The sequence below is a fragment of the Kribbella capetownensis genome, assembly GCF_004331485.1.
GTDB lineage: Bacteria > Actinomycetota > Actinomycetes > Propionibacteriales > Kribbellaceae > Kribbella > Kribbella capetownensis.
In genome coordinates, this window is record NZ_SJKD01000008.1 from 396,630 (window position 1) to 419,430 (window position 22,801).

25 protein-coding genes are annotated in these 22,801 nt (G+C 68.1%); 9 read left to right on the top strand and 16 right to left on the bottom strand.

The window, feature by feature from the left end; all coding sequences use genetic code 11:
- Positions 1–217 precede the first annotated feature (217 nt).
- From E0H75_RS32640 to E0H75_RS32675, 8 genes are read right to left on the bottom strand one after another with little or no spacing between them, the layout of a single operon-like run.
- Positions 218–1,729, bottom strand: coding sequence for an ABC transporter substrate-binding protein (locus tag E0H75_RS32640; RefSeq protein ID WP_131517540.1), 1,512 nt, complete (start codon positions 1,727–1,729; stop codon positions 218–220).
- 25 nt (positions 1,730–1,754) lie between these two features.
- On the bottom strand, positions 1,755–2,558 hold the full coding sequence (locus E0H75_RS32645) for an endonuclease/exonuclease/phosphatase family protein (protein WP_131517541.1): 804 nt from the start codon (positions 2,556–2,558) through the stop codon (positions 1,755–1,757).
- The gene (locus E0H75_RS32650) at positions 2,555–3,196 is read right to left on the bottom strand and encodes a histidine phosphatase family protein (RefSeq protein ID WP_131517542.1); all 642 of its coding nucleotides are present in this window, start codon (positions 3,194–3,196) and stop codon (positions 2,555–2,557) included. Before E0H75_RS32650 ends, E0H75_RS32645 begins: the two co-directional genes overlap by 4 nt.
- Complete coding sequence (locus E0H75_RS32655) at positions 3,193–4,224, bottom strand: ABC transporter ATP-binding protein (protein ID WP_420323310.1); 1,032 nt, start codon at positions 4,222–4,224, stop codon at positions 3,193–3,195. Before E0H75_RS32655 ends, E0H75_RS32650 begins: the two co-directional genes overlap by 4 nt.
- A 37-nt stretch (positions 4,225–4,261) precedes the next feature.
- Positions 4,262–5,251 (bottom strand): ABC transporter ATP-binding protein, encoded by a 990-nt coding sequence (locus tag E0H75_RS32660; RefSeq protein WP_131517544.1) that lies wholly within the window; start codon positions 5,249–5,251, stop codon positions 4,262–4,264.
- Positions 5,251–6,156 (bottom strand): ABC transporter permease, encoded by a 906-nt coding sequence (locus tag E0H75_RS32665; protein WP_202873288.1) that lies wholly within the window; start codon positions 6,154–6,156, stop codon positions 5,251–5,253. Before E0H75_RS32665 ends, E0H75_RS32660 begins: the two co-directional genes overlap by 1 nt.
- Positions 6,149–7,075: a nickel ABC transporter permease gene (nikB, locus tag E0H75_RS32670; protein WP_131517545.1), complete on the bottom strand. Its 927-nt coding sequence runs from the start codon at positions 7,073–7,075 to the stop codon at positions 6,149–6,151. Before nikB ends, E0H75_RS32665 begins: the two co-directional genes overlap by 8 nt.
- Entirely contained in the window at positions 7,075–7,728 is a 654-nt protein-coding gene (locus E0H75_RS32675) for a helix-turn-helix domain-containing protein (protein WP_131517546.1), read from the bottom strand. The genes nikB and E0H75_RS32675 overlap by 1 nt, the downstream gene beginning before the upstream one ends.
- A gap of 171 nt (positions 7,729–7,899) precedes the next feature.
- Here E0H75_RS32675 and E0H75_RS32680 point away from each other — a divergent pair, with 171 nt between their 5' ends.
- From E0H75_RS32680 to E0H75_RS32690, 3 genes are read left to right on the top strand one after another with little or no spacing between them, the layout of a single operon-like run.
- Positions 7,900–8,844 carry a DUF6772 family protein gene (locus E0H75_RS32680; protein WP_131517547.1) on the top strand — a complete coding sequence of 315 codons (945 nt, stop codon included), beginning with the start codon at positions 7,900–7,902 and terminating at the stop codon, positions 8,842–8,844.
- Positions 8,845–8,848: 4 nt separating this feature from the next.
- Positions 8,849–9,166: a hypothetical protein gene (locus tag E0H75_RS32685; protein WP_131364503.1), complete on the top strand. Its 318-nt coding sequence runs from the start codon at positions 8,849–8,851 to the stop codon at positions 9,164–9,166.
- A gap of 19 nt (positions 9,167–9,185) precedes the next feature.
- The gene (locus tag E0H75_RS32690) at positions 9,186–10,238 is read left to right on the top strand and encodes a LacI family DNA-binding transcriptional regulator (protein WP_131517548.1); all 1,053 of its coding nucleotides are present in this window, start codon (positions 9,186–9,188) and stop codon (positions 10,236–10,238) included.
- Here the strand turns inward: E0H75_RS32690 and E0H75_RS32695 are convergent.
- The 3 genes from E0H75_RS32695 to E0H75_RS32705 are packed head-to-tail and all read right to left on the bottom strand — an operon-like array spanning position 10,213 to position 14,112.
- Positions 10,213–11,361 (bottom strand): CaiB/BaiF CoA transferase family protein, encoded by a 1,149-nt coding sequence (locus tag E0H75_RS32695; protein WP_131517549.1) that lies wholly within the window; start codon positions 11,359–11,361, stop codon positions 10,213–10,215. The genes E0H75_RS32690 and E0H75_RS32695 overlap by 26 nt on opposite strands.
- 10 nt (positions 11,362–11,371) lie before the next feature.
- Entirely contained in the window at positions 11,372–12,292 is a 921-nt protein-coding gene (locus E0H75_RS32700; RefSeq protein ID WP_238163391.1) for an alpha/beta fold hydrolase, read from the bottom strand.
- A complete protein-coding gene (locus tag E0H75_RS32705) occupies positions 12,289–14,112 on the bottom strand; it encodes a hypothetical protein (protein ID WP_131517550.1) in 1,824 nt (607 codons plus the stop codon). Before E0H75_RS32705 ends, E0H75_RS32700 begins: the two co-directional genes overlap by 4 nt.
- Before the next feature lie 81 nt (positions 14,113–14,193).
- On the opposite strand from E0H75_RS32705, the gene E0H75_RS32710 reads away from it, so the two are divergent.
- Positions 14,194–14,943, top strand: a complete 750-nt coding sequence (locus tag E0H75_RS32710; protein WP_238163392.1) for a MerR family transcriptional regulator — start codon at positions 14,194–14,196, stop codon at positions 14,941–14,943.
- A 36-nt stretch (positions 14,944–14,979) separates the two neighbouring features.
- Here the strand turns inward: E0H75_RS32710 and E0H75_RS32715 are convergent, their stop codons facing one another.
- A complete protein-coding gene (locus E0H75_RS32715) occupies positions 14,980–15,549 on the bottom strand; it encodes an NADPH-dependent F420 reductase (protein WP_131517552.1) in 570 nt (189 codons plus the stop codon).
- A gap of 92 nt (positions 15,550–15,641) precedes the next feature.
- On the opposite strand from E0H75_RS32715, the gene E0H75_RS32720 reads away from it, so the two are divergent.
- Complete coding sequence (locus E0H75_RS32720) at positions 15,642–16,139, top strand: MarR family winged helix-turn-helix transcriptional regulator (protein WP_131517553.1); 498 nt, start codon at positions 15,642–15,644, stop codon at positions 16,137–16,139.
- A gap of 345 nt (positions 16,140–16,484) precedes the next feature.
- Entirely contained in the window at positions 16,485–16,697 is a 213-nt protein-coding gene (locus E0H75_RS32725; RefSeq protein WP_131517554.1) for a hypothetical protein, read from the top strand.
- A gap of 3 nt (positions 16,698–16,700) precedes the next feature.
- Here the strand turns inward: E0H75_RS32725 and E0H75_RS32730 are convergent, their stop codons facing one another.
- The 3 genes from E0H75_RS32730 to E0H75_RS32740 are packed head-to-tail and all read right to left on the bottom strand — an operon-like array spanning position 16,701 to position 19,780.
- Positions 16,701–16,934, bottom strand: coding sequence for a hypothetical protein (locus E0H75_RS32730; RefSeq protein WP_131517555.1), 234 nt, complete (start codon positions 16,932–16,934; stop codon positions 16,701–16,703).
- Positions 16,931–18,247, bottom strand: coding sequence for a hypothetical protein (locus E0H75_RS32735; protein WP_238163393.1), 1,317 nt, complete (start codon positions 18,245–18,247; stop codon positions 16,931–16,933). The genes E0H75_RS32730 and E0H75_RS32735 overlap by 4 nt, the downstream gene beginning before the upstream one ends.
- 57 nt (positions 18,248–18,304) lie before the next feature.
- Complete coding sequence (locus tag E0H75_RS32740) at positions 18,305–19,780, bottom strand: flavin-containing monooxygenase (RefSeq protein ID WP_131517556.1); 1,476 nt, start codon at positions 19,778–19,780, stop codon at positions 18,305–18,307.
- A 167-nt stretch (positions 19,781–19,947) separates the two neighbouring features.
- Here E0H75_RS32740 and E0H75_RS32745 point away from each other — a divergent pair, with 167 nt between their 5' ends.
- Entirely contained in the window at positions 19,948–20,580 is a 633-nt protein-coding gene (locus tag E0H75_RS32745; protein WP_238163394.1) for a TetR/AcrR family transcriptional regulator, read from the top strand.
- A gap of 19 nt (positions 20,581–20,599) precedes the next feature.
- A complete protein-coding gene (locus tag E0H75_RS32750; RefSeq protein ID WP_131517557.1) occupies positions 20,600–21,256 on the top strand; it encodes a maleylpyruvate isomerase N-terminal domain-containing protein in 657 nt (218 codons plus the stop codon).
- Positions 21,257–21,328: 72 nt separating this feature from the next.
- Here E0H75_RS32750 and E0H75_RS32755 read toward each other — a convergent pair whose 3' ends face one another.
- Entirely contained in the window at positions 21,329–22,243 is a 915-nt protein-coding gene (locus E0H75_RS32755; RefSeq protein ID WP_131517558.1) for an aminoglycoside phosphotransferase family protein, read from the bottom strand.
- Positions 22,244–22,301: 58 nt separating this feature from the next.
- On the opposite strand from E0H75_RS32755, the gene E0H75_RS32760 reads away from it, so the two are divergent.
- The gene (locus tag E0H75_RS32760) at positions 22,302–22,790 is read left to right on the top strand and encodes an HIT family protein (RefSeq protein ID WP_131517559.1); all 489 of its coding nucleotides are present in this window, start codon (positions 22,302–22,304) and stop codon (positions 22,788–22,790) included.
- The last annotated feature ends 11 nt before the right edge of the window (positions 22,791–22,801 follow it).

Sequence of the window (22,801 nt, forward strand, 5' to 3'; positions counted from 1 at the left end):
TCCCGGACGCTAGACCGCCCCCTCCCAGCCCGTCAACCCCTCACCGACTGTCCGCACCAATCCGTAACCCAGCTTCGGCTCCCACGGCACCTTTTCCACCAGGGTCGAAAGGTGGCGGACCGCCGGCACTCAACAACGTCCACCGCGAACGCGAACCGCCGCCCGCGTGAGCGTGAACTCGCGCGGACGGCGATCGTTGCTGAGTGCCTGGCGTCCGCTAGCTCCCCGACACACTGACCTTCGTGAACAGCGGGCGGCCGCTCGGGGGCATCACGAAGTTCTGGACCCGGGAGCGGTGGGCGGAGTTGGAGGCCAGGTCGGCGGGGAAGATGCCGACCGCGTCGGTCCACAGCATCTGGCCGGCTTGCTCGTACAGCTTCGGGCGTTGCGCCTGGTCGACGGACGAGCGGGCGTCGAGCAGCAGCTTGTCGACGGCGGGGTTGCAGTAGCCGTTGCGCTTGGCCGAGCAGACGTAGAGCCGGGCCAGGGTGTAGTCCGCGTCGCCGGTGCCGGTGACGTTGGTCTGCAGGTTCATGTCCCAGTTGAGCTTGCCGAAGTCCTCCAGCCACTGGGCCCGTTCCTTCTCCAGCGGCTTGACCGTGACGCCGATCTTGGCCCAATCCGAGATCATCGCCTGCGCCAGCGCCCGGATGTTCGGACCACCTTCCAGCGGCCACTGCATCGACGTACTGAACCCGTTCGGGTACCCCGCCTCGGTCAGCAACTGCTTCGCCTTCGCCGGGTCGTACTTGTACGGCGCCAGCTTCGGCGCACCGATGACCCCCTGGGCCAGCGGCGCCTGCGCCACCGACGCCAAGTCACCGAACAGGTCCTTGACCGTGCCCTCGAGGTTCAGCCCGTACCACATCGCCTGGCGGACCCGCTTGTCGTTGAACGGCTTCCGGTTCGAGTTGAACCAGTCGAAGTAGTAGGTCCAGCTCGGCGTCGTCTCGTAGCTGATCCCACTGCTCCCCTTCACCTCCCCGACCTGGTCCGGCGGGATCTGCGTGAGTACGTCGACCTCGCCGTTCTCCAGCGCCGTGATCCGGCCGGCGACCTCCGGGATGTTCACGAACTCCAGCTTGTTCAGCTTCGGCGCCCCGTCCCAGTACGTCGGGTTGGCCGCCAGCTCGAGCTTCTCGTCGGGCTGGAACGCCGTGACCGAGAACGGGCCGGTCCCGATCGGCTTGTTGAAGAACCCGTCGGTGTTGATCTTGTCCGCCGGCCCGATGAACAGCAGCGTGAGCGAACTCAGCAATGTGCCCAGCGGCTTGCTCGTCTTCACCGTCACCGTCTGGTCGTCGGTCGCCGCGAACGACGTCACCGTCGCATAGAGCGGAACCAGCGGACCATCGAGCTTCTTGTGCCGCTCGTACGACGCCACCACGTCCTTGGCCGTGAACGGCGTACCGTCGGAGAACTTCACGCCGGACCGGAGTTTGAACACCCACGTGTCCGGGTCCGGGTTCTGCCAGGAGGTCGCCAGGACCGGGACGATCTTGCCGTCCTCGACCCGGACCAGCGGCTCCATGATCTGCTGGATCGCGGTCTGCACGGCCTCCTCACCGGCGAACTTGTGGGTGTCCAGCGACACCGGGAACATGGCCGGCGCGTAGCGCAGGATCTGCTCGCCGCCACCGTCGGCGCTCGGCTCGCTCGCCGGCGAGCATGCACTCAGTGCGGCCAGTGCGGCGACGGCCACCGCCGCCACGATTCGCTTCCTCAACACGGGGTTCTCCTTTGCAGGGCAGGGGTCACGAGGCGGTGTCGATGGGAGGCCGCGTGAAGGTGTAGGTGGCGACGACCGGGTAGTGGTCGGAGGGCGCGCGGCCGTCGTGGAAGAAGTCGACGACCTCACTGGTGCGGGCGGCGAGCGGGCCGCGGGCGAAGATCCAATCGATCGCCTTTGGTGGTGAAGCGAGCGGTGACAGCCGGGTCCCGATCGGACCGGTGGCCACCGTCGGCACGACCGGGTGGGTCACCGGTGAGTGCCGGCCGAGTGCGGTGAAGCTGTCCAGGAACCCGGCGTTCGCGAGTTCCCACTGCGGTGGGCCGATGTCGTTGATGTCGACGGTGAACACGCAGGCGCCGTCGCCGGCCAGGCGCTCCAGTGCCTCCGCGATGGCTCGGGCCTGGGTGACACGGCGGTTGCGGTGGTCGGTCCGTTCGTCCGGGTGCCCGGGCCAGGTCAGGTGCGCCGTACTGAAGATCAGCTCGGGGCCGTCGGTCGGGCGCAGCCGGACCCAGAACAGGCGGGCGTCCGGCGACAGGATGCCGACGTCCTCGGCGCCGTACTCGATGGCGGTGAAGAGGTCGCGGCGCCACCAGAGGTTGCTCTGGGTCTCCCAGCCGGCCGCTCCGTCGACGCGTTCATGTCCGGGCAGTACGTCGTCGATCAGCTTGCGGGTGGACGGGCGGAGCTCTTGTACGGCGAGCAGGTCCGGCGGGCGGGTCGTGAACAGCGCGGTCAACGCGTCCTGCCGCTGCTCGAGATGGAACTCCGCCCACAGGTTGTAGGTCATCGTCACGAAGCTGAAGTTGCTCAAAGCAATCGTCATGCCGGTTGCTCCTCGGTCGAGGCGGTTCCCGAGGTCGGGACGTTGTACGCCGTCAGCGTTGTTACTGCGAGTAGGTCGTCGACCTGGATGGTTGTCAGCGAGCAGTTCACCGGTGGATCCAGCAACACCTCGCCGCCCGGCGGCAGCCGCAACGTCGACGCGGTCGCGACCCTGATCGGCCCGCCATGCGTCACCACAAGAACCCGCCCTGCACCCGAGCCGGCGATCTCCCGAATCGCATCCCAAACCCGTTCCCTCAACTGAGCGAACGTCTCCCCACCACCCCGCGCCACGTCCTCCCCCCGCCCAAACGCCTCAACCACCCCAGGCTCCGCCGCATACACATCAGCGAACGTCCGCCCACCCCAAGACCCCACATCAATCTCCCGCCACCGCCGATCGACCCGCACCGCCGGCAGGTCACCGCTGTCCAGGTAGGGCTGGAGGGTTTCGGTCACGCGCTGCAGGTCGCTGGCGACGATCTGATCGAAGTCCGCGGCCCGCAGGTACTCCGCGGCTTCCTTCGCTTGCTGCTGGCCGAACGCACTGAGGCCGGTGCCCATCTGGCCCTGGTAGCGGTCCTCGGCGTTCCAGAGGGATTCGCCGTGGCGAAGCAGGACAAGTTCAGTACGGCTCATCGGGTGGCTCCGGCTAGGTCGGTGGCGAAGTGGCAGGCGGTGGGGTGGCGGTCGAGCCTGGTCTCGAGGACGGGTTCTTGCTCGGCGCAGATGTCCTCGGCCTTCCAGCAGCGGGTGCGGAAGCGGCAGCAGGACGGTGGATCGGCGGGTGAGGGTACGTCGCCGCCGATGATGATCGGTTCGCGTTCGGGCTTGGTCCACGGCTTCGGGTCCGGGACCGCGGACAGCAGCGCCTGGGTGTACGGGTGCAGCGGTCGCTGGAACAACTCGTCCTGGGTCGCGGTCTCCACCACCCGCCCGAGGTACATCACCGCGACTTGATCAGAGATGTGACGTACGACGGACAGGTCGTGGGCGATGAACAGGTACGCGAGTCCGAGATCGCGGCGGAGGTCCGCCAGCAGGTTGAGCACCTGGGCTTGCACGGAAACGTCCAGCGCGGAGACGGCCTCGTCGCAGATGACGAGCTTCGGACGGAGCGCGAGTGCGCGAGCGATGCCGATCCGCTGCCGCTGGCCGCCGGAGAACTGGTGCGGGTAGCGCTTGGCGTGATCGGGGTTGAGGCCGACGCGTTCGAGCAGGTCGCGAACCTCGGCGCGATGGCGGTTACGAGGTACGACGTCGGGGTGGATCTCCCAGGCTTCGCTGATGATCTGTTCGACGGTGGCGCGCGGGTTGAGCGAGGCGTACGGGTCCTGGAAGATCATCTGCAACTGCCGCCGGACCCGGCGCATGGATGCCTTGGGCAACGAGGTGAGCTCCTCGCCCTCGAACACGATGCTGCCGGACCGCGCCTTCTCCAGCCCGATGATCGTCCGCGCCACCGTCGACTTCCCCGACCCGGACTCCCCCACCAACCCCAACGTCCCACCGGCCGGAATATCAAACGACACCCCCGCCACCGCCTGAATCTCTCCCACCACCCGCCGCAACAACGCCGACCGCAACGGAAAAGAAGTCTGCAAGTCCCGCACCGACAACAAAGGTGCTGCCCCCGCCGACTCCGCCGGCGGGATGAGGGAAGAGATGGAGGACACAGGAGCGGAGGGCGCCGTGGGAGTCGGATTAGGGGGCATGGTTGAGGACTCCTTCCGGGTGGTGGCAGGCGGCTTGGTGTTGGGGGGGGGGGGTGGGGAGGGGGCGGAGGTTTGGTTGGTCGGTGGTGCAGAGGGGGTCGGCGTAGTGGCAGCGGGGGTGGAAGGAGCAGCCGGTGGGGAGGGACAGGAGATCTGGTGGGGAGCCTTGGATGGGCGTGAGGCGGTCTCGCGCTCCGTCGAGGACGGGGACCGAGCCCATCAGGCCGGCGGTGTACGGGTGTCCGCTGTGTTCGTAGACCTCGCGGATCGGTCCCGTCTCCACGACGCGACCGGCGTACATCAGGACCACGCGGTCGGCGACGTCGGCGACGACTCCGAGGTCGTGCGTGATGAGGACGAGTGACATGCCCTCCTCGGCCTGGAGCCGGGCGAGCAGGTCCATGATCTGCGCCTGCACGGTGACGTCGAGCGCGGTGGTCGGTTCGTCGGCGATCAGCAGCCGCGGCGACAACGCGAGCGCCATCGCGATCATCACCCGCTGCCGCATCCCGCCGGAGAACTGATGCGGATAGTCGTCCAGCCGCTTCGACGCCGCCGGGATCCCGACCCGCTTCATCAACTCCAGCGCGGCCGCCCGCGCCTCACGACGCGACGCCCCGCGATGCCGCCGGAACATCTCCCCGATCTGCGCGCCCACCCGGAAGACCGGGTTGAGCGAACTCAACGGATCCTGGAACACCATCGCGATCTCACGCCCGCGCAAGCCCTTCGCGGCACCGGGCGTCAGCAGATCGCGCCCGTCGTACGTGATCGACCCACCGGCGATCCGCCCGGCCGGCTTGGGCACGATGCCCATCACGGCCTGCGCGGTCACACTCTTCCCGCTGCCCGATTCACCCAGCAGCGCAACGGTCTCGCCAGCAGCAACCTCGAACGACGCGCCATCGACAGCAGTCACCACACCACCCGACGTGTCGAACTCGACGCGCAACTCACGCACTCTCATCAAGGCCGTCATCACAGGCTCCTCAGCCGCGGGTCGTACCGGTCCCGCAGCGCATCACCGAGTACGCCGAGTGAGACCACCAGGAAGGCCAGCGCGATTCCCGGAATCGTCGAGATCCACCACGCATCGGCCAGATAGTTGCGCCCGTTCGCGATCGTCACGCCCCAACTCGGCGTACTGGCCGGCGTGCCGAGACCGAGGAAACTGAGCGACGCCTCGGCCAGAATCACGTGCCCGATCTCAACTGTCGCCACCACCAGCACGGGCGCGACGCAGGCCGGCAACACCGACCGCGAAATCAACCGCCACGTCCCCGCACCCAACGTCCGCGACGCGTCGACGAACTCACGCCGCCGTGTCGCCAGCGCCTGTCCTCGCGCGACCCGAGCGAACGTCACCCAGTTGGACACCGCCAGCACGATCACGACGTTCACCACCGACGGTCCGAGCAGCGCCGCGATGAAGATCGCCAGCAAGATCGAGGGAAACGCGAGCTGAATGTCGGCCAATCGCATCAGTACGCCGTCCAGCCAGCCACCGAAGTACCCGGCGGACAGCCCGATCGTCACCCCGATCGTCCCGGCGAGGACCAGCGTCGCCAGCCCGACCGCGATCGAGATCCTTGCCCCCTGCAACATCTGCGCGAACAGATCCTGCCCCACCTGGTCGGTCCCGAAGATCGCGTACGACCCATCGGACAACCGGCTGAACGGCGGCCGCAGCCGGTCCGCGGTCCGCGTGTCGACCGGGTTGTACCGAACCAGCCAAGGCCCGAAGATCGCGGCCACCACATACACCGTGATCACCACGAAGCCGAAGCGGATCCGGGCCGATCCGGCCCGTCCGCGCCGTTTGCTCTTCACCAGCGGCGCGGTCGCGGTGGTGAGGTCGAGTTCGGTCGAGGTCACGTCAGTCACCAGCCAGACGGACCCGCGGGTCCAGGAAGCCGTAGAGGAGGTCGACAAGCAGATTGATCACCACAAAGATCGTTGCCACCAGCAAGATCGAGGCCTGGACGACGCCGTAGTCGCGGCGCCCGATCGAGTCGATCAGCAGCCGGCCGACGCCGGGCCAGGCGAACACGGTCTCGACGATCACGGTGCCGCCGAGCAGTGCGCCGAACTGCAGCCCGACCACGGTGACGATCGGGATCAGCGCGTTCCGCAACGCGTGGACGAGGATCACGATCCCCTCGCCGAGACCTTTCGCCCGAGCGGTCTGCACATAGCCCTCGTGCACCACCTCGAGCAGACCGCTGCGCGTCAACCGCACCAGGATCGCCAGGAACGGCAGCGCGAGCGTGATCGTCGGCAGGACAAGATGCGACCACGTCCCCGAACCCGCGCTCGGCAACACCTTCAGACCGCGCGCGAACACCAGGATCAGCACGATCCCGAGCCAGAACGACGGCGTCGACTGCCCCATCAGCGAGAACACCGAGATGGTCCGGTCCACCCAGCTGTGCGCCCGCAATGCCGCGATCACCCCGAGCGGCAACCCGATCAGCAACGACAGCAGCAGAGCGGTCGTCGCCAGCTGGATCGTGGCCGGAACCCGTTGCATCACAAGGCTCATCGAGTCCGCGTTCAGCCGGAACGACTGCCCGAAGTCCAGATGTACGACGTTCGCCAGGTACGTCGCGTACTGCTGGATCAGCGAGTGGTCGAGCCCGAGCTGAGCCCGCAGCGCGTCCACCTGCGCCTGGTCCGCATCCGGCCCGAGCATGATGTACGCCGGGTCGCCGGGAACCAGCCGCAGCACGACGAAGATGATCGTCACCGCGCCCCACAACACGAACAGCGAGAACACCAACCGCCGGACGACGTACGCCCCCATCAGACGCCGCTCCGCAGTACCGACACCACGCGCCGTACCTCCTCGATCGAACCCGCCTGAATCAGTTCGGCGCCCAACGCCCCGGCGCACCGCCCGTCGTTGTCCCGCACCGGTACGGCGACCATCCGCGGAAGTGAGGCGACCGGCCGGGAGTTGTGCGCGAACCCGGACACCCGGATGCGCTGCAGCGTGACGAGCAGATCCGGCGTACCCGTCACCTGGTCGGCAGGAAGAGCGGACAGATACGCGCGGCCGAGCGCACTGCGATGCAGCGACACCGCATGACCCGGCTCGACGGGCGCGGCACTCGCACTGCCCGCCACCGCGGACACCTGCAACACCCGACCGGCCATCTTCGGCAACGGCTTCGCCAGCACAACCAGCCGGCCGAGCCGATCACCGAGATCAGCCAGGGCCCGCTCCGGCCCCCTCCGCCCGTCGGTCGTACGACGCAGGGCCGCGAGCCCATCGAGAGCGGTGTAGCGGTGGTCGTCGACCCGGCTCGCCAGACCGTGCTCGCAGAAGGTCACCAGGATCCGGTGCACGGTGCTCTTGTGCAGGCCGACGGTGCCGGCCAGTTCGGTCACGCCGTACGGCCGATCCTCACGGTTCAGCTCCGCCAGCACGGTCAGGGCGCGGCTCAGCGACTGCATGGTGTCTCGATTCCGTGAACGTTAACGGTAGCGTTAATGCACCGTAGAAGCGTGTTATTTACGTGTCAATAGACCACCGTTGCTCAGGGCGAAACGGCCCGTTGACGGTCGATTCCCGTGAACGTTAACTTCACTGACCATCCACCTGATCCATCCTCTGGGAGGCACTGCGTGACGACATCCGATGTCCGGAGCGCGCTGCTGGCCGCCGATCCCCGTCTGTCCAAGTTCTCGCCGTTGCCGCGCATCCTGGCCTTCGACGAGTTCGACAGCGGGACGCACGGCTGGTGCGAGCTGCTCGGCAACTACAACGGCCGCGGCGACCTGAGCACGGTCGACGACCACATGCGGGACTTCCGGCCGCCGCAGTTGTCGGCCTGCAACTTCTTCGACATCGGCACCCACGGCGCGCTCAGCGGGACCTACGCGCTCAAGCTCGCCACCCGGCCGCACAAGGGCCACACCGCGGTCGCGATCCGCCGGCTCACCATGAGCGGCCGCGGGCTCGTGCAACTGGAGACGTACTTCGCCTTCAAGTCCGAGGCGACGCTCGGCGGAGGCTCGGAGCTCGACACCTTCGGCGACGTGCAGTGGGACGGCAATACGCATCCGTCCGAGGCGCAGTTCGGTGCCTTCACCGTCGCCACGGATCTGTGTGGCGACGGCGGCCTGCGCTATCACACGGTCGCGCGGTACCAGAACACCGACATGGACAACCACTTCACCCGGCGCTGGATGGCTCCGACCGTCCCGGAGCCGACGCCGCGCGAGCACTTCGAGGGCAAGGTGAAACTGGAGTACGCCGCCGACTTCACCGCGCCCAACCCGGAGGACTGGCAGCAGTTCGGCGAGCCGCAGGAGCTCTGCTACAACGAGGTCCCGACCAAGGTGAACTGGCACTACCTGCGCTGGGTGGTTGACACCGAGAAGCGGCGCAACGTCGAACTCCAGGTCAACGACCGGGTGATGGACATGAGCGACGTCCCGGTCCCGCCGTACGAGGAGCGCTACGAGACGCTGGAGAACCTGCTGAACTTCTACTTCTCGGTCCGCACCCACAGCAACGTCAGGAACTTCCTGTTCCTCGACTCCGTCCTCATCTCGGTTGATTGGTAGGCCCATGCGACAGTCCATGACGGCGGTGCTGGAACGCGACACCACGTTCGACACCCGCTTCGCCACTGAGCCGTACGAGGTCGCCTGGGCCGGTGAGGCGCGCTGGTTCGTCCACCACGTCGGCGGCGACGGCACCGCGACGTACCTGACCCAGGTCTCACCCGACGGCATCACGTGGTGCGATCTCGACGCGACCGAGCACCGGGTCGGGCCGGGACAGCTGATCAGCTGGCCGGTCAGCGGTTTCGGCCACTGGTTGCGGCTGCGCGCCAAGGTCGACGGTTCGGTCCAGGTGCGGATCCACCTGGCTGTGAAGGCTTAAGCTGCCCGAGGGGGTGAAGATGACGGAGGCACGGCGCCCGACGTTGCGGGACATCGCGGCAGCTCTCGGGCTGTCGGTGAACACCGTCTCGCGTGCGCTCGGCGACAAGGACAGCGTCAGTCCGAAGACACGCGCGGCCGTGCAGGCCGAGGCGGCCCGGATCGGCTATGTGCCGAACACGCTGGCGCGGTCGCTCGTGCTCGGCTCGGCGATGACGCTGGGCCTCGTCATCACCAACCCGTCCAACCCCTTCTACGCCCAACTGATCAGCAGCATCGAGCTCCGGGTCCGCGCCCAGGGGTACTCGTTGCTGCTGCTGGTCACCGACGAGAGCGCGGAGAACGAGCAGCGCGCCACCGAGGCGTTGCTGCGGTCCGCGGTCGACGGCGCAGTGGTCGTGCCGGTCCAGGCCGAGTGGGACCACTGGCGCCGCGTCCGTGACGCCGGCATCCCGTTGGTGTTCGTCAACCGTGATGTGCCCGAGCTCGACTGCGACATGGTCGGGGTCGACAACGAACGCGGGACGTACGAAGCGACCAGCCACCTGATCGCCGGCGGTGCGCGCCGCCTGCTGGTGCTGGAAGAAGATCTGCCGATCACGACAACCGCTGACCGTGTCGCCGGCTTCCGCCGAGCGATGTCGGACGCGGGTCTGAAGGTCAAGGACGACACGATCCGCGCCGTACCGACCAAGCGCTACGACTCTCTCGCCCTGCCGTGGCAGCCGGAGGAGGCGTACCGCTTCGCGCAGACGCTGCTGCGCGACCGTCATCCGGATGCGATCGTGACCGGGAACGACTACTTCGCCCTGGGCTTGCTGCGCGTGCTCGCCGAGTTGGGTCTGGCCGTTCCCGACGACGTCGCGATCACCGGGTACGGCGACCACCCCTATGCGGCGTACCTGCAGACGCCCCTCACCACAGTCCGTCTCCCCGCCGCCGAGGTCGGTACGACGGCCGTCGACCTGCTCATGCAGCGACTCAAGAGCGGCGGGAGCGAGCGCCCGAGGAAGACCTTGATCCGTCCCGAACTCGTCGTTCGCGCCTCTACTGCGAGTCCAGCCAGGCTCTGACCGACTCGTTGTGCTCGCCCAGCTGTGGCGGCGGCAGGTTGCTCTCGCGTGCCCCGGCGTACGGCTGGTCGTCGAAACGCAGCGGCGGTCCGGGGAGCTGGATCCGGCCGAGCGTCGGGTGCTCGACATCGATCAGCAGACCCTGTGACAGCGTCTGCTCCCATTCGTACACCTGCTGGAAGTCGCGCACCTTGCCAGCCGGAATCCCCTTCTCCGCAAGGCGTTCCAGCCACACATCCGCCGACTCGTGGGCGAACGCCTCCTCGATCGCAGCGGTCAGTTCGTTGCGGTGGGCAACCCGTTGCGAGTTGACCGCGAACCGCTCGTCGTCCGGATCCAGTCCGACGATCGGTGCGAACGTCCGCCACTGCCCCTGGCTGCCGACCGCGACCTGGACGATGTCGTCCGCCGTCGAGTACATCCCGTACGGCGCGATCTGCGCGTGGTGGTTGCCGACACGCTCGGGCAGCTCACCCGCGACCGTCCACTTCGTCCCGTGGAACGCATGCACGCCGATCACCGACGCCAGCAAACTCGTCCGCACCACGCGCCCCTTACCGGTGATCGATCGCTCGTGCAGCGCCGCCAGCGCACCATAGGCGCCGTACATCCCGGCCAGCAGGTCCGCGATCGGTACGCCGATCTTCGTCGGCTCGACCGCTCCGGTGATGCTCATCAGACCGCCCTCGCCCTGCGCGATCTGGTCGTACCCGGCCCGCCCGCCGTCCGGCCCGTCGTGCCCGAAGCCGGTGATCGACAGGATCACCAGCCCCGGGTTGAGCTCGTGCAGTCGCTCGACGGCGAACCCGAGCCGGTCCAGCACTCCCGGCCGGAAGTTCTCGATCAGTACGTCGGCCCGCTGCACCAGCTTGGTCAGGAACTCGCGACCGCCCTCGGACTTGAGGTCGGCCGTCACCGACTCCTTGTTCCGGTTCGCGGACAGGAAGTACGTCGATTCGCCCTCGACGAACGGCGGCCCCCAGCCCCGGCTGTCGTCCCCACCACCGGGCGCCTCCACCTTGATCACGCGAGCGCCGAGATCCCCCAGCATCATCGCCGCATGCGGCCCGGCCAGCGCTCGAGTCAGATCGACGACAACGACATCGGAGAGAAGGTTCTGCACGACGACGAGACTAGGCGGTGACCTTGCGGGCCAGCGAGGCCAGGCGGTGGGTGACGTCGCGGGGACGCTCCTGCATGAGCATGTGACCGGCGCCTGGATACATCCAGAGCCGGGCGGTGGGAAGCTCGGCGGCCATCCGGTTGGCGTGGCGGGGTGGCAGCAGCCGGTCGCGGGTGCCGTGCATGATCTCGACCGGCAGCCGGTCCAGCACCTTGAGTGCCTGATCGCGCTCGTGCTGGAGGATCGCTTCGAAGAACCCGCCGTACGACGGAGCCGGCAGGCTGGCGAGGTCCGCGAGGAACAGATCGACCTCGGCCGGGTCGGTCTTCTTCCCGAACACCAGTTGCCGCAGGGCGGGCCGGCGTACCCGGACCGACAGCGGCCGCGGTCCTCGGAGCGCACGTCGTTCGAGCCGCGTGCTGAGCAGGTTCATCGCGCGCGGAGCGACCACGGCCGCCGCCGAGTCAAACCGCCTGGGGAGGCCGAAGGCGCCCTCCGCGATGTGGCCGGACGACGTACTGACCAGCGCCGCCGCCGCGATCCGGGAGCCGAACAGGTCGGGTCGCTGGTCCGCGAGCGCCATCAGCGTCATCCCGCCCATCGAGTGACCGGCGTACACAACCGGACCGTCGCCGACGACCCTGTCCAGCACGGTCTCGAGGTCGTCGGCCAGTTGCTCGATCCGCATCGACCCGGCCGGGGCGGCCTCCGACCGACCGTGACCACGGTGGTCGTACGTGACCACGCGGACGCCGTTGTTCCCCAGGATCCGCGGCAGATCCTCGACCTGGTTGTGCCACGACCGCGTCGAGCAGGTCCAGCCGTGCACCAGCAGGACAGTCACCGGCGCATCCGGTGATCCGGCCGTCTCGACATTCAGCCGTACGCCGTCCGTCGTGGTCACACCGGACCGTTCCGCCTGGATCGTCACGCACTCTCCCGTTCCCGTTCGCCGGCGTCCAGATGGGCGGCACGCAGGCGCCCACCACGGGCGCCACGCCCGACCAGCCAGGCGATGCCGGCGATCTCGAGCAGACCGACCACACCGAGCAGGGCGTAGCCGCCGTTCCACATCCATCGTGGCACGTCGGTCCGCTCCTCCCGCCGCAGCACCTGCTGCTCGTTGACGAAATCGACCGTCTGCCCGTTCGACACCTGGACGGCCGGCTTCTCGATCGCCAGGTCCTCCGGCGCGTACACCCACATCGCCACCAGGTCGCGCTGCCCCTGGTGCAGCCGGATCATCGACTTCCACTTGCCGAACATCGGCAGCGCGTCCGCCGACCGATAGGTGCCGTCGGCCACCTTCACCATCGGGTGCGTCACCAGCCCACCACCCTGCCAGGCCATCGCCTCGAACCACCGCGCCCCCTCGGCCGCGTCGCCCGGCTGCAGCTTGACCGTGACGTACGCCGTCGGCTCGGCCCCCGTGGCCACCCGCTCCAACGACACCGTCCCGGTCACGCCCGGCTCGGCCGATCGCGGCACGCAGAAGAACACGGTCGCCGTGACTGCGACCAGTCCGACCGCGCCCAGTTGATGGGTGCGGCGTACCGCCTGCGACCGCGCGTTCCGGATGCCGATCGCACGCCGCTCTCCCGCGACCTCGGCGTACCGGGTCGCCAGCCAGGCTCCGACGAGTCCGGCTCCAATCCCGGTGACAACGCCGTACCCGAGAGCCGACGGGAGCATGGACGACGGCCACGCGATCGGCATCCAGCTGTGGCTCCAGGCGTACTCCGCGACCACGCCGACGGTCCCGATCAGCGCGCCGGCGACCGCACCGAGGCGGAAGCGATTCTTGTTGCCGAGGGCAAACGCCACCAGCTCGACCAGCACCGCCTCGAGGATGAGCAGCGGGAAGTGCCCGAGGATCTCGCCCAGCGGCTGGTCGACTGCCCAGGCGATGCCGCCGCGGATCACCAGGTACACGGCCAGCGCGGCGAACGCCGTACCCGGACCACGTCGAGCCCGCAGCACCGTGAACGCCAGCGCGGCACCGAAGACGATCAGGATCGGCTGCAGTATCAAGGGGAACTGCGGGACGCCGTAGTTGAACTCGGTGCTGAACAGATCCCAGGCAATCAGCAATGCGCCGACCGACACGATCTCCTGGAACAGGCGGCGCTTGTTGATGCCGAGCAGCTGCTCCACCTCGGCGAGCGCCAGCAGCCGCGCGAAGATCGAGAAGACCACGCCGCCGATCATCAGCAGGTGGGTCGGGCCCCAGAGCGTGACGTCCTCACCGAACAGGCGGTGCCAGAGGTCGTCCAGCGGGAAGCCGACCAGCGCGAATGTGCCGCACACCGTGACGAGCGCGGCGCTGCACGGGATCCGCCAGCCGTTGGTGAGCTTGAGCGTGCGGGCCGGCAGTGGCTTGCGGGCCAGGGCGATCGGCAGGACGCCGGAGATGATCACACCGAGGATGCCGAAGAAGATCGGGTAGTGCGCCGGCGTACCGAACGGGCCGGTGTCGCGGCCGCGGTCGATGTGCACGGCGATGTCCCACCAGACGCCGAAGGCGCAGGCGAGCAGCGAGACCGCGTGCAGGTACGGCGTCAGCGCGGCCCATCGGGGGACTCCGTCCAGTCTCCCGATGGTGTCCGCAAGCCGTCCTACCAGCGTGACGCGTCCGGTCCGTTCCCGCCACAGGAGTACGGCGAGTGCGACGTACATCAGTCCGACCAGGCCGGTGACGATCGCGATCTGGTCGAACGTCGCGGTTCCGGTGGTGGCCAGCGGGATCGCCATTCGACGGACTCCTCCATCGCTCATGCGCCATGACTGATGTTACATCTTCTATGTAACGTCGGATCTGGAAGACTGTCAACCGTGGAAGCACACGACGAGGAGCTCACCGTCGACCAGCTCGCCGCCAAGGTGGGCATGACGGTCCGCAACGTGCGCGCGTACGCCGGGCGCGGCCTGATCCCGCCGCCACGCCTGGTCGGGCGGACCGGGTACTACGGCCACGACCACGTCGCCCGGTTGAAGCTGGTCCAGGAGCTGCTGAGCAAGGGCTACACGCTGGCCGCGGTCGAGCGGATGATGGGCGAACTGCCGGACGGCGCGATGGCGCTCGGCGTCTTCGAGACCCTGGTGAACCCGTGGACCCCGTCCGAGCCGGAGGTGCTGGACGAGTTCCAGCTGGCCGAGCGGGCCGGCGTACCGCACGATCCGGCGGTGATCACGCGGCTGGTCGAGCTGGGGATCGCGGAGCGGCAGGACGACGGCCGGCTCCGGATCCCGAACCCGGACCTGCTCCGGACCGGGCTCGAGGTGATCAAGCTCGGCGTACCCATGCAGGCGATCTTCGAGATGCTGCCCAAGCTGTTCGCCCAGGCCGACGCGGTGGCCAAGACGTACGTCGAGCTGTTCCGCAGCACGGTGTGGCGCGAGTTCAGCGACGCCGGATTGCCGGCCGAGGGGTGGCCGGAAATCCAGCGCACGCTGGAGAACATCATTCCGCTGGCCGGGCAGGCGCTTGTCGCGGCGTTCCGGGAAGCGATGGCGCGCGAGATCGAGATCGTCGCCTACGAAGAGCTCGGCCTCGACCCGAAGGCCCTCCCCTCGCCCGGCTAACGCTCCGCGGTCAGCCCGGGCTCGAGGTCGGAAACCTCAGTTCAGGGTGAAGCCGCCGGTCCAGTCGATCTTCTCGCCGACGGCCAGACTGAGCTGGACGAAGCCGATGGCCTCGAGCTCACGGGCCCGCGACAGCGAGCCGGCGTCGATCGCGCGCAGACCGCCGCCGGTGATCACGCCGGCCAGCTCGGCCTTCGCGTCGGCGTCGTCACCCGCGATCAGGACCGTAGTCGTGCCGTCGCCGACCTTGCCGGACGAGACCGTAGCGGCGAAGTTCGTGTTGAAGGCCTTCAGCACCTTCGAGTCGGGCAGTGTGGCCGCGATCCCGGCTGCCGCGGAGGAGTCCGCCGGTACGACGAGGGAGTCGAACGTCTCGAAGTTCAGCGGGTTGGTGATGTCGACGACCGTCTTGCCTGCCAGCTGGTCGCCGCGCTCGGCGAGCACCTGCTTGACCTCCGGGTACGGAACCGCGAGGACGACGATGTCGCCCGCGACCTTGTCCTGGTCGTTGCGGCCGAGCAGCTGGACCGCGTGCCCGCCCTTGCCCGCCAGTCCGGCGATCGCCTGACCCATGGTGCCGGTGCCGATGATGCTGATGTGTGCCATGACCTTCTCCTGGATGAGTGTTCAACAGTTGTTGCGACAACCATAGACCTCTGACAGTTGTTTCTACAACCATTGGCTGGGAGAATGTTTCCGTGACGACGAAATGGCTCGATCAGCCGGAGCTCGCGGCCTGGATCCGGCTGGCCTCGGTGCTCGAGCTGCTGCCGGGCGCCCTCGACTCCCAGCTCCGCCGCGACAACGGGCTCACCCACTTCGAGTACTTCGTGCTCGCGATGCTGTCCGAGGCGCCGGACCGGACGCTGCGGATGACCGCCCTCGCCCAGCACACCAGCGCCACCCTCCCCCGCCTGTCCCACGTCGTACGACGGCTCGAGGACCGTGGACTGATCGAGCGCTTCCCCTGCCCGACCGACGCCCGCGCCACGAACGCCCGTCTGACCGACGCCGGCTGGGACAAGATCCGCGAGGCCGCCCCGGGTCACGTCGCCACCGTCCGCGAGCACGTGATCGACGCGCTGACCCCCGAGCAGGTCACTCAGCTGACCGCGATCACCGACGCGATCCTTACTCGCCTGGACCCCGAGGGGCGGATGTCGGACGTCTACCACCGCCACGACTCCGGCATCTAGGGCGTGCCTCTTAACTCCGCGCAGTAGGCGGGGAGTTAAGAGGCACGCCCTAGGACCCCGGCCTCCTCCCTTAGACGCCCTGAGGGTCTGCCTAAGGGCTGTCTGGGTGGCGATCTCGGTAGTTCTCCGCATGTGCGCGAACGTCTGGGTTGGGACTGTGTATCTACCAGACGTCCTCAGTCCTCAGGAGTGCATGATGCGCCAGATTCAGATCCAGATCCGCCGGAAGCCGAGCCGACGGACGACCACCCGCCGTACCACCACGACGCTGCTGGACCTCCGTACGCCGTCCGGCCGCCCGCTACCGTTCTGATCCAGCTGTCCCGCCCGGAAACGTCCACGATCATGAAGCTCAGACTGCACGTCCACCACGCCTTCACCGGCGGTTGGTGCGCCGACATCGACGACGACCTCGACCGTCAGCCCGACGACCCGTTCTGGTGCGTCGACCAGTGGCCGACCCTGCAAGAGGCGCTGGCCGCCGGCTGCGCCCGCCTCGCCGAGCTCGCCGCCCACCCGAACCCGCCCCGTCTGAGCGCCCTCACCCTCGCCGCCTGATCATCAGGAAGGCGGCCTGATCGTCAGGGTCTCCGATCCCTCGCTGACCTCCGCGGGTTCCGCCGACGCTGTCGGTTCGGCCGGAAGATCGCCGAGATCCGGGTCCCAGTCGTCGTACTCGTCGTCCGGGCCTTCGGCCTCGTGGCGGCGGGCGATCCGGATGAAGGCGGCGATCAGCAGCAGCGGACCGAGCACCATCGCGGTCTCGGGGATACCGCCCATGTGCAGTGCGATCATGACGCCGTCACCAGCGCGATCCCGCCCGCGGAGAAGGCGACCATGGCCGCCAGCATCGGGTACTGCGCCCGTCGCAACTGCCGGCGGCGGAACAACTCCGCAGCGCGATCGTGTGCGGACACCACCCCGAGTACGTGTCCGAGCACGATCGCACCGATCTGGACCCCCGCGATCAGCCCGGTGCCGAGGAACGCGTAGTCGACCCGCATCCCGCTGGTCCCGAGCAGGTCCCAACCCCGCCCGAACGGATCCGTGGCGAGCAGCAGACCCTCCTGGCCCTGGAACATCGCGAACGAAAAATAGTGCGCGACGGCGTACCCGATCGCGATCGGCACCAGCGAGTGCACGAACGCTCCCGGCAACCCGGCTCGCCCGACCACGCCCGGCCGGATCCGCGCCGCGCCGGTCGTCCGCGATGCCAGCAGGAACAAGCCGGTGACGATCGCGACCGCGACCATCAGGCCGAGCGTGTGTACGGCGATGTGCTGCGTACGGCTGAGGTCGCCGGTCAATCGCGTCCAGGCAGACCAGCGCGAGATCCCGTCGAAGGCCGTTGATCCGAGCAACAGACACAGAAGTCCAACGATCCCCGGCTGCTGGGGCATGGTGGCCAGGCCGGCCAGCGGATTCCGCAGTTCCAGGCGACCGTCCGCACCACGGCCGAGCGGACTCAGTCGTGCGAGGACTTCGGCGTACACCTCGAAGCTGTCGCCGATGCTGAACCAGGCCGGCCCGTAGACGATGCCCGCGGCAACATTTGCGGCGGCGTACATCGTCGCGAAGATCGCGACGACGATCGGCTCGGAGCCGTCCGGATACGCCAGCTCGAGCCAGAGGAACCCGGCCAGCCCTGCGACCGCCGGCCAGTAGGCGATCCCCTCGGGCAACTTCCGGTACGACGTCCTGCGCGCGAGGCCCGCGATCGTGCGCAACGGGTTGGCCAGGCGCCAGATCGGGCCGAAGACCAGCGAGAGCGGGATGATGCCGACCCAGATCCAGACATACAGCCAGGTCGGCGCCGGGTTCAGAGCCGGCTCGCTGCTGCCGAACCAGGCGGAGCCGAGCATCAGCGCGAGTGCTGCCAGCCCGACGAGCTTGAGTATCCAGCGCGTCGGCCTCGCGTCGACCAGCCGGGTGAGGTGGTCGAGTGACTTACCGGCAGTAACTTCGAAGCGCGGCCGCGACCAGAACGCGGCGAGGGCGAAGAACGAGACCGCCACCGCCGCGCCGGCGGAGTAGATCGCCAGCCACAGCGGCACCGGCAGGTCGCCTCGCCCGCCGATCCCGTGCAGCGGCAGCAAGAGCTCCAGCACGGGATCGCCCTCCGATCAGCACAGCTATCTGACTGATCGAATGTAACACGATCGATGTCACATAGCGAGAGTTCGATACTCGGCCGGATCGAAGCGGCGGGTCAACTGGCGGAACCGGAAGGTGAACGACGGCCAGAGCGTGGTGTTGCGCCCCTCGGAGTCGAGGTACCAACTGGTGCAGCCGCCGCGGGTCCACACCGTGTTGCGCATCGAGGACCGGACGCCGTCGACGAAGGCGCGCTGCACGTCCGGCCGCACCTCGACCCGCTGCAGGCCCTCGCTGTCCATCGTCTTCAGCGCGTCCAGGATGTAAGCGATCTGCGACTCGATCATGAACACCATCGAGCTGTGGCCGAGGCCGGTGTTCGGTCCGATCAGCAGGAAGAAGTTCGGGAAGCCGGAGACCGCCGTACCGAGGTGTGCCTCCATGCCGCCCGACCACGCGTCACGCAGCGACAGGCCGTCGCGGCCGTGCACCATGTCCATCACCGGCAGGTCGGTCACCCGGAAGCCGGTGCCGTAGATGATCGTGTCGACCTCGTGCTTCACACCGTCCGCGGTGACGATCCCGGTCGGGGTGACCTCGGCGACCCCGTCGGTGACGACCTCGACATTCGGCTTCGTGATCGCCGGGTAGTAGTCGTCGGAGATCAGCACCCGCTTGCAGCCGAGGGTGAAGTCCGGCGTCAGCTTCGCGCGCAGCAGCGGGTCGCGGACCTGGTGCTCGAGGTGCTTCTCGGCGACCTTCTGCGCCTGCTTCATGATCGACGGCAGCTTCGCGAACCCGAGCACCATCGACTCGCGACCCCAGTAGATCCCGGCCCGGACCGCCTTCTGCACCAGGGGGAACCGGCGGAACACGGCCTTCTCGGCCTCGGTGATCCTGCGGTCCGGCCGCGGCAGCACCCACGGCGGCGTGCGCTGGAACAGGTGCAGTTCCTCGACCTCCGGCTGGATCGCCGGCACGAACTGGATCGCCGACGCGCCGGTCCCGATCACCGCGACCTTGCGGCCACTGAGGTCGAGGTCATGATCCCACTGCGCCGAGTGGAAGACCTCTCCCTCGAACGACTCGATCCCCGGAAGCGTCGGCACCGACGGCTCGGCGAGCGGACCCATCCCGGACAGCAGCAACTGGGCGGTGAACTCACCCTGACTGGTCCGGATCCGCCACTGACCGTCCTGCCAGGACGCCGCCTCGACGGCATGACCGAAGCGGATGTGCCGGCGGACGCCGAACCGGTCGGTGACCTTGCGCAGGTAGTCCTCGATCTCGGGCTGCGGCGAGAACGTCGACGACCAGTCCGGGTTCGGCGCGAAGGAGAACGAGTAGAGATGCGAGGGCACGTCACACCGGCAGCCCGGATAGGTGTTGTCCCGCCAGGTGCCTCCGACGTCGTCCGCACGCTCCAGTACGACGAAGTCGTCGTACCCGGCCTGCTTGAGCCGGACGGCCATCCCGATCCCGGCGAATCCGGTCCCGATCACCACGATCCGGTGATGCCTGGTCTCCCGCGTGACCTCGTCCGCCATCGAGCCCTCCAGCCTCCGGACAACAACTTACTCCCAGTAAGTTACTCGGAGTCAGTTAGAGTGTGCAAGTGACGTCCCCCACGCCCAAGCCATCCCCTCAGGCAGTCAGCACCGCCCCAAAATCCGGCGCTGAGTCGGGCGCAGAACGCGCCGTGGAGAGTGGGGTGGTGGAGGGTGTCGAGCCGCCGAAGCGGCGCCGGAATCGGGCTGCGCGAGAGCGCGAGATGCTGGAGGCCGCCGAGCGGATCTTCGGCGAGCGCGGCTACCAGGGCACGTCGATGGACGACGTCGCGGCCGAGGTCGGGGTCTCGAAGCCCCTGATCTACCAGTACTACGGCTCCAAGGACGGCCTGTTCCTCGCCTGCCTCGCCCGCCTCCGGGCCCAACTCCTGGAGACCGTGTCCGACGCGGTGATGGCTGCCACCGACGCAGAGGACGCGCTGTACGCCGGCTTCGTCGCCTGGTTCCAGTTCCTCGACGACCACCCGCAGGCCTGGTCCGTCCTGATCGACGAAGGCATGCTCAGCACCAACCCCGCCGCCGGCCCCGCAGCGGCCGCCACCGACGAGGTCCGCGCCGCCTTCATCGAACTGATCTCCGCGATGGTCCGGATGAACCTCCCACCCGGCCGCACCGCCGACAACGACGAGATCGAGATCATCGCGCAAAGCATCTCCGGCGCCACCGAACGCCTGGCCATCTGGCGCAGCCGGGTCCCCGCCCCACCCACTCCGGAGAAGGTGGCCCGGACCCTCCAAGATCTCCTCTGGCAAGGTCTGCAAACCCTCAGCACCGCCTGAGCAGCGGTACCGTACCGCGGTGGATCTGTTCGCGGAGTCATGGGCAGCGTTGCGTACGGCGGTCGCGGAGACGCCGGAGGAGGACTTCGGGAAGCCGTCCGGCTGTGCAGGATGGTTGGTCCGGGACCTCGTGTGTCACCTGGTCATCGACGCGCAGGATGTGCTGATCACCCTGGCCACACCCGCCGAGTCCGAGCCGACGCGCAACGCGGCGACGTACTGGAAGGTGTCGCACACACCGCCGACCGGTGACGATCCGCTGGATGCGTTGATCCCTCGACTGGCTGCCGCGTACGGCGATCCAGGGCTGCTGACGTTCCACCTGGACGACCTCGGGTCTGCCGCGGGACGGGCCGCCGTACTCGCTGATCGGGGTGCGCGCGTCAGTACGAAGGAACAGGTGCTGACCGTCGGCGACTACCTGTCGGCGTACGTGCTCGAGTGGACGTTGCACCACCTCGACCTGATCGCCCATCGGCCGTCAGCCGACGCGCCACCGGCCGAGACGCTCGCGGCAGCGCGTGCCCTGCTCGAGGAGATCGCGGAGGCATCCTTCCCCACAGAGTTCTCCGACACGGATGTCCTGCTGATGGGGACCGGTCGACGTACGCCGACCGACGCGGAGGAAACCACCTTGGGCGATCTGACCGCGCGCCTCCCGCTCATCCTCAGCTGAGGTGGACGGCCGGCCTTCGCTCTTCCTCAGCTGACTTGGACCGGCGGCCTTCGCTCCTTGTCAGCTCGACAACTAGTCGTTGGTGAAGTCGGCCAGGAGTTCGTCGACGAAGTCGTGAACGCCGGCTACGGCGTCAGGGTTGCGGGTCCGGTAGTACGGGGTCGCGATGATCGTCAACGACAGGACCCAGGCGCGGGCCCGGGCCCAGGTGTCGTGGTCGACCTCCATCGCCTCGCGGAATGCGCGTCGCGAGTCGCCTCTGAAGGTGTACCACGCGGCGAGCAGATCGGCCGCCGGATCGGCGGCCCAGGCGGTGCCGAAGTCGATCACCGCCGACAGCTTGCCATCGGCAACCAGTAGGTTGCCGGGCATCAGATCACCGTGGATCCACCGCGGTGAACCGTCCCAGGTGTCCGCCGCCAGCGACTCCTCCCAGGCCGCGAGCAGGACTCCGGTGTCGAACTCGTCCCGCAACTCCTCGACCGCTTCGCGGAACAGCTTGTCCCGCGGGGCCAGCGGCGTACCCCGGCTGAACGGATCGTCCGGCGGAACCGGGGCACCGGTCGTGTCGACCTCCTGCAAGGCGTGAACGAATCCGGCGAGATCCCTCGCGGCGGTCACCGGGTCGGCGAGCCGGTCCAGTTGGAAGGCTTCACCCTCCAGCCACCGGTACACGCCCCAGGTGAAGGGGTAATCCGCTCCCGGCTTCCCGAGCGCCAGCGGTGCCGGTACAGCGAGCGGCAGATGCGGAGCCAGCCTCGGCATCCAGGTCAGATCCTTCTCGACCTGCCCCTGCGTCGACGCGGTCCGCGGCAGCCGCACCGCCAGGTCATCACCGACCCGGAACGTCACGTTGTCCGTGCCCGACGATTCGACCACGCGGATCGGAAGGCCGGCCCAGCTCGGGAACTGCTCCGTCAGCAGACGCGCCACCAACGACGCGTCGATATCGACCTCGTCGTCGTGCAACTTGCGAACCTTGGACACGGCACCGGAGCCTCACAGCCCTGCTCCCACAGGTCAACCCAATTCCATCGGAGTCGAAATGTTCAACCATGAGCCGCCCAACTACGACTGCCCGTTCTGCCGCCTGGCCGCCGGAGGCGGGGACGCCCTCACCACCCAGGACGACGTCGTACTGCGAACGGACCGCGCACTCGCCTTCGTAGCCTCCCGCTGGTGGCCCAACAATCGCGGTCACGTGTTGGTCGTCCCGACCGCGCACCACGAGAACCTCTACGACCTCCCGGCGCCCGACGGCCACGCCGTACATGATGTTGTGCGCGAGATGGCCATCGCGATTCGTCACACCTACGACTGCGAAGGCGTTTCCACCCGGCAACACAACGAGCCGGCCGGCTACCAGGACGCCTGGCACTACCACGTCCACGTCTTCCCGCGGTATCCCGGCGACAACCTCTACAACACCCGCCACCTCGCCGAGCCCGCAAGTGCCGAGGATCGGTTGCCTTACGTGCGTCGGCTCGGTGCGTATCTGGCCGGGGTGCGGGAGGACCCTGAGGAACGACCCTGAGACCCGGCTGA